This window comes from Lactiplantibacillus dongliensis (genome assembly GCF_005405105.1).
GTDB classification, from domain to species: domain Bacteria; phylum Bacillota; class Bacilli; order Lactobacillales; family Lactobacillaceae; genus Lactiplantibacillus; species Lactiplantibacillus dongliensis.
In genome coordinates this window covers 1-10306 of sequence record NZ_BJDK01000055.1, presented here as the reverse complement: position 1 = coordinate 10306, position 10306 = coordinate 1, and the positions used below count along the sequence as shown (strand labels likewise).

9 protein-coding genes are annotated in these 10306 nt (G+C 45.9%); all 9 read left to right on the top strand.

Features of this window, described 5'->3' with window-relative positions; genetic code table 11:
* Window positions 1-213: 213 nt before the first annotated feature.
* The 9 genes from FFM80_RS14070 (at window position 214) to FFM80_RS14030 (ending at window position 10156) form a co-directional block, all read left to right on the top strand.
* The gene (locus tag FFM80_RS14070; protein ID WP_137641377.1) at window positions 214-1836 is read left to right on the top strand and encodes an ABC-F family ATP-binding cassette domain-containing protein; all 1623 of its coding nucleotides are present in this window, start codon (window positions 214-216) and stop codon (window positions 1834-1836) included.
* A gap of 216 nt (window positions 1837-2052) precedes the next feature.
* On the top strand, window positions 2053-3222 hold the full coding sequence (locus FFM80_RS14065; RefSeq protein WP_223877381.1) for a CPBP family intramembrane glutamic endopeptidase: 1170 nt from the start codon (window positions 2053-2055) through the stop codon (window positions 3220-3222).
* A 326-nt stretch (window positions 3223-3548) separates the two neighbouring features.
* Window positions 3549-3986, top strand: coding sequence for a hypothetical protein (locus tag FFM80_RS14060; RefSeq protein ID WP_137634936.1), 438 nt, complete (start codon window positions 3549-3551; stop codon window positions 3984-3986).
* 680 nt (window positions 3987-4666) lie between these two features.
* Complete coding sequence (sufC, locus tag FFM80_RS14055; RefSeq protein WP_137641376.1) at window positions 4667-5461, top strand: Fe-S cluster assembly ATPase SufC; 795 nt, start codon at window positions 4667-4669, stop codon at window positions 5459-5461.
* A 14-nt stretch (window positions 5462-5475) separates the two neighbouring features.
* Window positions 5476-6756, top strand: a complete 1281-nt coding sequence (gene sufD, locus FFM80_RS14050; protein WP_223877380.1) for a Fe-S cluster assembly protein SufD — start codon at window positions 5476-5478, stop codon at window positions 6754-6756.
* The gene (locus tag FFM80_RS14045; protein ID WP_137641375.1) at window positions 6743-7966 is read left to right on the top strand and encodes an aminotransferase class V-fold PLP-dependent enzyme; all 1224 of its coding nucleotides are present in this window, start codon (window positions 6743-6745) and stop codon (window positions 7964-7966) included. Before sufD ends, FFM80_RS14045 begins: the two co-directional genes overlap by 14 nt.
* Window positions 7963-8412 (top strand): Fe-S cluster assembly sulfur transfer protein SufU, encoded by a 450-nt coding sequence (sufU, locus tag FFM80_RS14040; protein ID WP_137641374.1) that lies wholly within the window; start codon window positions 7963-7965, stop codon window positions 8410-8412. The genes FFM80_RS14045 and sufU overlap by 4 nt, the downstream gene beginning before the upstream one ends.
* The gene (gene sufB / locus FFM80_RS14035) at window positions 8409-9818 is read left to right on the top strand and encodes a Fe-S cluster assembly protein SufB (protein ID WP_137634940.1); all 1410 of its coding nucleotides are present in this window, start codon (window positions 8409-8411) and stop codon (window positions 9816-9818) included. The genes sufU and sufB overlap by 4 nt, the downstream gene beginning before the upstream one ends.
* A gap of 26 nt (window positions 9819-9844) precedes the next feature.
* Complete coding sequence (locus tag FFM80_RS14030) at window positions 9845-10156, top strand: metal-sulfur cluster assembly factor (protein WP_137634941.1); 312 nt, start codon at window positions 9845-9847, stop codon at window positions 10154-10156.
* The last annotated feature ends 150 nt before the right edge of the window (window positions 10157-10306 follow it).

Sequence of the window (10306 nt, the reverse complement as noted above, 5' to 3'; positions counted from 1 at the left end):
GCGCACGTCTTTCTGTCAGCAGTATACGTTGCCTCAATTTGTATTTTACTTAAGTAGTTTTCAAACGGACCCTAGTATTTTCAGAAAATTAGCCACCGCTTTAGTTGCCAAAAGGGTTTCAAGCGTGCTACACTGCATCTAGGAAGAAAATCGGATGGTCAACCGACCGAATGGGGTCAGTTGGCTTTTTTAGTGGAAAGATGAGGGAAATTAATGCTAACCGTAAATAATGTCAGTATGCAGTTCTCAACGCGCAAACTCTATGATGATGTGAACCTAAAATTCACGCCGGGCAACTGCTACGGCGTCATTGGTGCTAACGGGGCCGGCAAGTCGACCTTTTTAAAAATTTTGGAAGGTAAACTCCAACCAACTTCAGGGAACGTCTCCATGGGTCCCAATGAACGGATGTCTAGTTTGAACCAAAACCATTTCGCCTTTGAAGACGAAGAAGTGTTGTCAACAGTCATTCAGGGCCATGAAAAGTTGTACAAGATCATGAAAGAAAAAGATGCCTTGTATGCTAAGCCTGATTTTAGTGACGCCGATGGGATTCGGGCTGCTGAACTTGAAGGTGACTTTGCTGAAATGGACGGCTGGAATGCGGAGTCAGAAGCCGACCAAATGTTGCAAGCTTTAGGCATTGATGAAGCGATGCAACACCAAAAGATGAGTGAATTGACGGAGCCACAAAAGGTTAAAGTCTTATTGGGCCAAGCATTATTTGGTAATCCGGATGTTTTACTTTTGGACGAACCGACCAACGGGTTAGATGTGCAGTCTATTAGTTGGTTGGAAAACTTTTTAGCCGACTATGACAAGACCGTCATTGTCGTTTCTCATGACCGTCACTTTTTGAACCAAGTTTGTACCCATATGTGTGACGTTGACTTTGGTAAGATCACGTTGTTTGTTGGTAACTATGATTTTTGGATGGAATCAAGTCAATTAGCTGCTAAGCTCCAAGCCAACGCAAATGCTAAGAAGACGGAACAAATCAAAGAATTGCAAGAATTCGTGGCGCGGTTTAGTGCCAATGCCTCGAAGTCTAAGCAAGCGACTTCGCGGAAGAAGCAATTGGAAAAGATTACTTTGGATGACATCAAGCCATCGTCACGGAAATATCCTTTTATCAAGTTCACGCCGGATCGTGAAATCGGAAATGACTTGGTTAAAGTGGAAAACGTGTCGAAGACGATTGATGGCGTGAAGATTTTAGACAATATCAGCTTCACGTTACGGCCCAACGAAAAGACTGCATTGATTAGTCGTAGCGATCTAGCCACGACCACGTTAATGCAAATTATTGCGGGCGCAATTGAACCCGATTCTGGGAGTGTGACTTGGGGTCAAACCACGTCACGGACGTACTTACCACGAGATATTAACGATGAATTCACTAACGCGGATTTAACGATTATCGACTGGTTACGTCAATACGCACCAAAGGAAGAGAGTGACAATACTTTCTTGCGCGGTTTCTTAGGCAAGATGTTGTTCTCCGGTGAAGATGTTACCCGGAAGATCAACGTGTTGTCAGGGGGCGAAAAAGTCCGTGGGATGCTGTCCAAGATGATGCTTAGCCGGGCCAACGTCTTATTATTAGACGACCCAACGAACCATTTGGACTTGGAATCCATCACGGCCTTAAACGACAGCTTAATTGACTTTAAGGGCGCGATTGTCTTCACGTCCCATGACCACGAATTTATCCAAACGATTGCGGATCATATTGTTGAAGTCAGTGCTAAGGGTGTCGTTGACCGTGGCGATACGACTTATGATGAATATTTGGCTCACGAAGCCACACAGGGACGCGTTCAGGACTTGTATTAGAGTGTAGAGTGTGAGGTCCGACGGGTTGCCCCTGAGCATTGCCTAGCTAGGCAATTGTGTCAGTGATTTTCTGACATGGTTGGCTAGCGTAGCAAGCGGAGGGGGCAGTCGGGCCGAACACGTTTCGGCTCGTAACCTAAACAAACAAAATCACCAGCACCATCGAATCCCCCAATCTGTTATGATTAACTCATAATGAGATTGGGGGATTTTTTAATGCAGGCAGATGTTGACCGGCAGTTGCGTCGCTGGTACGTGGCGCAATTAGTTGTGTTAATCGGCGCGTTATTGGTTCGTTTATTGGCGAATGGTTTGGGGAGCAGTCTACTCGGCGTTATGTTATTACTTTGGTTTTTTAGTGCCATGTTGCCAGTCTATGAACAGGGCGTGGCTGATAAAAGCTGGTCTTATTTCCGGCGATTTAATCATTATTTGCAAACGATTTTGCAATTTAGCGTATTCCCGTTATTGTTAGGCAATCTGATCTGGATGCTGAGTCACTGGACGCGTTTAGATCAGCAAGGGTTGATTGCGGTTGGTTTTACGTATTTGTTGATCTTATTCGTGCCAGTTGGCTATGTGGTTACCCGGCCAGTTGGGTCCTTAGTTGGACGGATTATGTTGTTGATTTCCGTTGTTTTTAGCGGGGTGGTCGGTGCTCATGAAGTGTTCTTAATCACACCAGGATTGACGGCCATTCCGGCTAGCTTTACGATGGTTGGTAATAGTGGGGTCCTGGGCGCGTTCGGTTTTGTGACCGCTTTTGGGGTATTGATGATGGCTTGGGGCTTTCAGCTACCAACTTGGCGGCTGAATCGGTCGACTAACGGTTGGGTGTTAACGTTGATTGGGCTTTTAGCACTCGGTTTTGTGATTTGGAATGCCTTCGGAAGCGGGGATAGCTTAGCAACACTATTCACCAGATATACTATTGAGATGAAGTCGCCATCTTGGAAAATGTTTCTGAGTGGCTTGGAACCTGGAATCGCTGAAGAGTGGCTATATCGATTCGGAATCTTATCCTTGTTATTGTGGCGGTTTCGACACGCGAAACATCAAATTGGCTGGGCGGTTGGCTTGAGCAGTTTACTGTTTGGCTTATGGCATAGTACTAATATTTTGGCTGGGCAAGCCGTGAACGCTACGCTGGAGCAAATGGTCTTTGCAATGGCATTGGGAAGCTTTCTGGCGGCGAGTTATTTGTATACGGGGAGTTTTGCCGTACCGATTATGATTCATACGTTGACCGACTGTTTGAGTATGATGGCGTCAGGAACTCAAACGATGAGTCAGCCAGACTTGTTAGAATGGCAAAGTATGGGGATTCTAGTGGTGGTATTCGATGACGCTCTTCTTATTGACGGGGTCAAGACGACAAGTTGTTGAGGCACATATGCACCGATTCTTGCGACTCTAAATGATGATGATTAAGGAATTTATCTTTAGAAAAAGGGGTCAGTTTGATAAAAATAAGCACATTCGAAGTGACGCTTGCAAGTTAATTCAGTAACCAAGTTAGTGTTAAATGACGAGTAAATCGTGATTTAACGCTATTTTTTTAGCTTGATAGTGCCACTTTAACCGGTCTATACAATTCGTAACGGTTTTGTAACATGCGTGTTACTGGTTCGCAACGCCGAACCGGTATACTAAGTGTCAATTGGTAAAACGAAATGTTAACAGGATTTTAATAAAGGGGAAATTAATCACAGATGACAAAATTCAAACACATCCTTATGGTAATTGCGACTGCCACAATTTTAGCGTTTGGCGTATCGAACTTGGTTTCGGAGATGAATCATACCGATACAGTTGCCGCTGCGACGACGAAAAAGAAATCCGCTAAGAAACTTTTTAAAGCTAATATTACGAAGCATGCAGTTATGTCGAAATCCGTCTTCAAGATGCAAGGTCGGGTTCACTGGCATAAACGGGTCTTTACATACTATTCGCCAAACGGTTCTGGTGTTTATGGGATGGGACGTTTTACATCTGATGGCACTTACACGTTGAACGGTTATGACAAGGATGGTTACTTGATCTTAGCCAACAACAAGAAGTTTGGAACGAAGATTAAAACACCACTCGGGATGGGTAAAGTGCATGACCGGGGCACATACGGGAACCACTACGACATTGTGGTAAAGTAAATTAGGTTGAAGAGTCGACACGTCAGGGTGTCGGCTTTTTTTGTTGTGCAAAGAAACTGAGATTGGGTGATTGAGCTACTGTTCTGTTTGGGGCAGCAGTGCATGCTTGGTTAATTGTGAATAACAGTTAAGCTAATGATTTGAATCAGTGACTAATCAAATTAGCACAGGGCGGGCTGGATAACGCTCAGTGGCGTCGAGGGGAGCCTCTAGCTTTAGAGATCGAACCGTAACTTCAAGGCGCACCCCCCAACGTTCCAGCCGATGCAGATCCAACCAAAGTAGCAATCTAAGCCAACTAGTATCAACCGCAGTGGTGAAGACCATCAAACTAAATATGTCACAAATGACTAACTGAGTATGACCGTCATTCACTTTATTAATCAATTTTAATTCAATAATCATTTGAATCTAAATAAACAAGTGCAACCAAACTCAGGCTGCACGGCGGCTGATTGCTTGCAACGACTAGGGTTAACGGTTAGTCACTAACGATTACTTTTCTATGTTTTTGAATCTTAAGTATTTTCCTGACATTTAATTGACCTGAAACGGGTTTCGTATCGTATACTAGAACTAACGTATGAAAGCGCCGTCAACTTTAGTTATGACCGGTGGCAATCATATAAATCCGCGGCAGAACCAAGCAAGCTTAGGCGGCCAGAAATGAGGAAGATAAAATGTCAACGCTAGTCATTAAAGATTTAAAAGTCTCAGTTACTGAAAACGAACAAGAACGACTGATTTTAAAAGGGGTCAACTTGACGCTGAATACTGGTGAAACCCATGCCATTATGGGGCCAAACGGGACTGGTAAATCCACGTTATCCGAAACGATTATGGGTAATCCGGCTTATCATGTTGTTAGTGGGCAAATCTTATTGGATGGGGTTGACCTTTTAAAGATGTCGGTCGACGAACGCGCACGGGCTGGCCTCTTCTTAGCGATGCAATATCCCGCCGAAATTAAAGGGGTCACCAACATTGAATTCTTACGGGCAGCGATTAATGCGCGGCGCCCTAAAGATGATCAGATTTCAGTGACTGATTTCTTAGCTTTATTGGATAAGAATTTAGCGGAACTGAATATGTCGACGTCAATGGCTGAACGTTACTTAAACGAAGGCTTCTCTGGTGGCGAAAAGAAACGTAATGAAATCTTGCAATTATTAATGATTCAACCTAAATTCGCCATTTTAGATGAAATCGACTCTGGCTTGGATATTGATGCCTTACAAGTGGTGGCACATGGGGTTAATGCGATGGCTAGTCCAGACTTTGGGACGTTGATTATTACCCATTATCAACGGCTACTGAACTATATTGTGCCTGATTATGTGCATGTCATGATGGACGGTAAGATCGTCAAAACTGGTGATGCTCAGTTAGCGAACACCTTGGAAGCTGAAGGCTATGCTGGCTTGCGGGATGAACTGGGTTTGGATGTACCGTTGACCGATGATGATGTCGAATAGTGGGGGTGCCTAATTTGGATGCAACAACATTATTAGCGGGTGTGCAAGCGTATGCTCATGCCCAAAATGAACCGGATTGGCTGCTAAAGCTCCGCGAACAAGCCGTTGCGGCGTACTTTAAGTTGCCATTACCGAAATTTGAAAAGATTAGTTATAAAGATTGGCCGTTATTTAACTTTACGGCTCCAACCGCAACGGTTAGTGAACCTGTTACGGGTGAACTAGCGGCGACGGCGGCCACTCAACAGTTTTATGCGGTCGGTGATTCGACGATTCAACTAACGTTACCAGCCGAGGCATTGCAGCAGGGGGTCATTTTATCCGATCTCCGTTCGGCGATTCAGCATCATGGCGACTTGGTTCAAACCTACCTGATGCAAAAAGCGTTAAAACTAGGTGATGACAAGCTCACTGCTTTAAATACGGCGATGATGACCAATGGTTTCTTCCTGTATGTGCCTAAAAACGTCGAATTAAAAGCGCCAATTGAAATTTTACAAGTCGTTGATAATCGCACGCAACAGAACTACTTTAGTCACAACTTATTGATTGCAGATACGAACAGTCAAGTCAATGTGATTCAACGCTTAGCGTCGGTCGGTGACCAAGCGAATGCGGCACACGTGTTAGTTGAAGTCGTGGCCGAAGCCAACAGTCAAGTGAACTTTGCCGGGATCGATACGTTGGATTGCCGGACGACTGCTTACTTGAATCGGCGCGGCTACTTAGCCAACGATGCAAAGCTGGATTGGGAGTTAGCGGAAATGAATGCCGGTGACGTGATTGCTGATTTTGATTCAGAACTTAAGGGACGTGGCTCTGAAGCGATGGTCAAGACGATTGCGATTGCTAACCGTGAACAAACCCAGGGCCTGGACACTCGGGTCACCAACTATGGTAAGAAGACGGTCGCTAATATTGTGCAACGAGGGATTATCCTCGATGCTGCGACGTTAATCTTTAACGGCATCGGTCATATTATCAAGGGGGCGCATGGGGCCAAAGCGGATCAAGAAAACCGGTTGTTGATGCTTTCATCAAAAGCCCGGGGCGACGCTGATCCCATCTTATTAATTGATGAAAATGACGTTGAAGCCGGACATGCGGCCAGTGTTGGTCGTGTCGATGAACAACAGATGTATTATTTGTTGAGTCGTGGGATTCCCAAGCCAGAAGCGGAACGTTTAGTTATTCGGGGCTTCTTGGCTGGTGTCATTACTGAATTACGGTCACAACGACTGCGACACGAATTGAACGCACTGATTGAGAGGCGATTAACCGATGGCAATGACTAATTATCGCGCGGATTTCCCGATTTTAAATACAAGGATTAATGGGGAACCGTTGACCTATCTTGATAGTGCCGCGACCTCACAAAAGCCGCAAGCAGTGATTGATGCGTTGGTCGCTTACTATCAACATGATAATGCCAATGTGCATCGCGGGGTGTATACGCTGGCGGCGCAAGCAACTGATCAATATGAAGCGGTTCGAGATCAAGTGACGGCCTTCATCAACGCGCCACAGCGTGAAACGGTCTTCTTTACGCGCTCAACGACTGAAAGCTTGAATTGGGTGGCTCAGACTTATGGTGAACAGTTTATCGGCCCGCAAGATGAAATCGTCTTGACGGTGATGGAACACCATAGTAACTTGGTGCCGTGGCAACAATTGGCCATTCGCAAACACGCAAAATTACGCTACATTGGGTTAACCAGTGATGGTCAGCTTGATATGGACGCGGCTAAGCGCCTGATTACGGCTAAGACCAAATTAGTCGCGGTCGCTGAAACGTCGAATGTCTTAGGGGTGACGAATCCCATCAAAGCCTTAGCTGCCTTAGCCCATCAAAATGGGGCCATTATCGTGGTCGATGGCGCCCAAGCAGTTGCGCATCATCCAGTCGATGTCCAAGCGCTGGACGCTGACTTTTATGCCTTTTCGGGGCATAAGATGTTAGCACCGACTGGCATTGGCGTGCTATATGGCAAGTTAGACTTACTTGAGCAATTAACGCCGGCTGAATTTGGTGGCGAAATGATCGATAACGTCACGCAGCAGACGACGACCTTCGCGGCGATTCCGCAACGGTTTGAAGCCGGCACGCCCAATATTAGTGGCGTGATTGGTCTCGGGGCCGCCATCACTTACTTGCAACAAGTCGGCTGGTCAACTATTGAAGCCCAAGAAGCCCAATTAACGGAACGGTTATTGAATGGGTTACTGAAAATGGACGGGGTCACCGTTTATGGCCCCCATGACTTAGCCTTGCATGGTCCGGTAGTGGCGTTTAACTTAAACGGTGTTCATCCGCATGATGTCGCAACTGGCCTAGATATGGCCGGCGTTGAAGTACGAGCCGGCCATCATTGTGCCCAACCGTTGATGGCATATTTGCAAACGAGTGCCACAGTGCGGGCGAGCGTCATGTTTTATAACACGCCCGCAGAGATTGACCGCTTACTAACGGCCTTAGCCGAAGTAAAGGAGTTCTTTCAATCATGAGTTTGCTAAAATTAGGTGAATTATACAAAGCCGTGATCTTAGAACATGCCCAACAACTGCATCATCACGGCCAGTTGCCAGATGTGCCTGGGTTGACGTTGAACAATCCGACTTGCGGTGACGTGATTAAAGTCCAATTGGATATTCAGGATGATCAGATCCAACAAATCGCCTTTAGTGGGACCGGGTGTACGATCTCACAAGCTTCGGCGAGTGTGATGACCGATGTGCTAGCCAAGCAATCTCCAGCGCAGGCGAAAACGTTGATTCATGACTTTTCACAGTTAGTGATGGGTGATGAGATCGATGCCACAGCTAAGACCCAATTAGGCGATGCGGCCGTTTTAGGGGCGGTTGCGGAATTTCCAACCCGTATTCGCTGTGCGATGCTGGCTTGGCATGCGGCTGACCAATTATTAGATGAGCTTGGAGGGGACCCCAAATGAGCAAGAAAGTTAATGAAGTTGTTACTGATAATCAAAATTATGAATATGGGTTCCATGATGATGTGACGCCGGTTTATTCAACTGGTGAAGGTTTAACCGAGGAGATTGTCCGTGAAATTTCGGCTGAAAAGCACGAACCGCAATGGATGCTCGATTACCGGTTAAAAGCCTATGAAATCTACAAAAAGATGCCGATGCCAAAGTTTGGACCTGATTTGTCCGGACTGGACATGGAACATATGAAGTACTTCCAAAAGGCGACGGATAAGAAGTATCGGAACTGGGATGATGTGCCGCCCAAGATTAAAGAAACCTTTGATCGGTTAGGGGTTCCTCAAGCAGAACGGAAATACCTAGCTGGGTCGAGTGCTCAATATGAATCCGAAGTGGTCTATCATCGGATGCAAGAAACCTTTGATAAGACGGGGATTATCTTTACGGATACTGATACGGCCTTGAAGCAATATCCCGAACTCTTTAAGAAGTGGTTCGGTAAGCTGGTTCATCCCGATTCCAACAAATACGCGGCTTTGAATGCGGCGGTCTGGTCCGGCGGCTCGTTTATTTACGTGCCTAAGGGCGTTAAAGTTACCACGCCAATTCAATCCTACTTCCGAATTAACGCGGAAAATACCGGGCAGTTCGAACGGACGCTAATCATTGTCGATGATGGTGCCAGCGTGAACTACGTGGAAGGCTGTACGGCGCCAAGCTATGATTCGGATAGTCTGCATGCGGCGGTGGTGGAAGTCTTTGTTGAAGACAATGCCACTTGTCGCTACACCACGATTCAAAACTGGTCTAATAATGTGTACAGCTTGGAAACGAAGCGTGCCCAAGCTATGGCCAATGCCACGATGGAGTGGGTCGATGGTAACTTAGGCTCTAAGATTACGATGAAATACCCATCTGTTTATCTGGATGGGGAAGGCGCGCACGGCACCATGTTGTCCATCGCAGTTGCGGGACATAACGTGGACCAAGATAATGGCGCGCGGATGATTCATAATGCTAAGAATACGACCTCCTCAATTGTGTCTAAGTCGATCTCTAAAGACGGCGGCGCGGTTGATTATCGTGGGACGGTGCGTTTCGGTCGGCATTCCGATGGATCGTTCGCCCACGTGGAATGTGACACGATCATTATGGATGACCAATCGTCTAGTGATACGATTCCATATAACGAAATCTTGAATGGTAATGTCTCGATGGAACATGAAGCCAAAGTCTCCAAAGTTTCGGAAGAACAACTCTATTACTTGATGAGTCGGGGTATTTCGGAACAAAAGGCGACCGAAATGATTATCATGGGCTTTGTGGAACCCTTTACGAAGCAATTACCAATGGAATATGCCGTAGAATTGAACCGCTTGATTAGTTTTGAAATGGAAGGCTCAATTGGTTAAGACCAACTAAGAGGAGGACCAGCGCGATGGCAGAAACAACTGCATTTAAAGATAAGGCGATCGAAGCCTTAAAAAAGGTGATTGATCCAGAACTGGGCGTTGATATTGTTAACCTCGGTTTGATCTATGACGTGACGTTAAATGATATTGGCGAAGCACGGGTCACGATGACATTGACTATCATGGGTTGCCCACTGACCGATGAACTAGCCAGTGGCATCGCCGAAGCATTAGGCGACTTACCCGAAGTTAAAGAAGTTGTGATTAACTTAGTCTGGGAGCCAGCCTGGTCAATTGCGCGAATGTCACGAGAAGCCCGGTTAGCGCTAGGTGTTTAGGGATTATTCATCATATAGTGCGTATTGATTAAAAAGTCCAGCATTGGCTGGACTTTTTTGATGTGTTTTTAATTTCCCAAATTGTCAAATCAAGTGCAACACTCAGTAAAGTAGTCCAGCCATGGAGTTATGCTTTAGCGCAGTTTCAGT

What these genes read in the sequence shown, in the direction of transcription:
- sufC (WP_137641376.1), top strand. Translation starts at nt 4,667, where the DNA reads ATGTCAACGCTAGTCATTAAAGATTTAAAAGTCTCAGTTACTGAAAAC.
- FFM80_RS14030 (WP_137634941.1), top strand. Translation starts at nt 9,845, where the DNA reads ATGGCAGAAACAACTGCATTTAAAGATAAGGCGATCGAAGCCTTAAAA.
- FFM80_RS14065 (WP_223877381.1), top strand. Translation starts at nt 2,053, where the DNA reads ATGCAGGCAGATGTTGACCGGCAGTTGCGTCGCTGGTACGTGGCGCAA.
- FFM80_RS14045 (WP_137641375.1), top strand. Translation starts at nt 6,743, where the DNA reads ATGGCAATGACTAATTATCGCGCGGATTTCCCGATTTTAAATACAAGG.
- sufB (WP_137634940.1), top strand. Translation starts at nt 8,409, where the DNA reads ATGAGCAAGAAAGTTAATGAAGTTGTTACTGATAATCAAAATTATGAA.
- sufU (WP_137641374.1), top strand. Translation starts at nt 7,963, where the DNA reads ATGAGTTTGCTAAAATTAGGTGAATTATACAAAGCCGTGATCTTAGAA.
- FFM80_RS14060 (WP_137634936.1), top strand. Translation starts at nt 3,549, where the DNA reads ATGACAAAATTCAAACACATCCTTATGGTAATTGCGACTGCCACAATT.
- FFM80_RS14070 (WP_137641377.1), top strand. Translation starts at nt 214, where the DNA reads ATGCTAACCGTAAATAATGTCAGTATGCAGTTCTCAACGCGCAAACTC.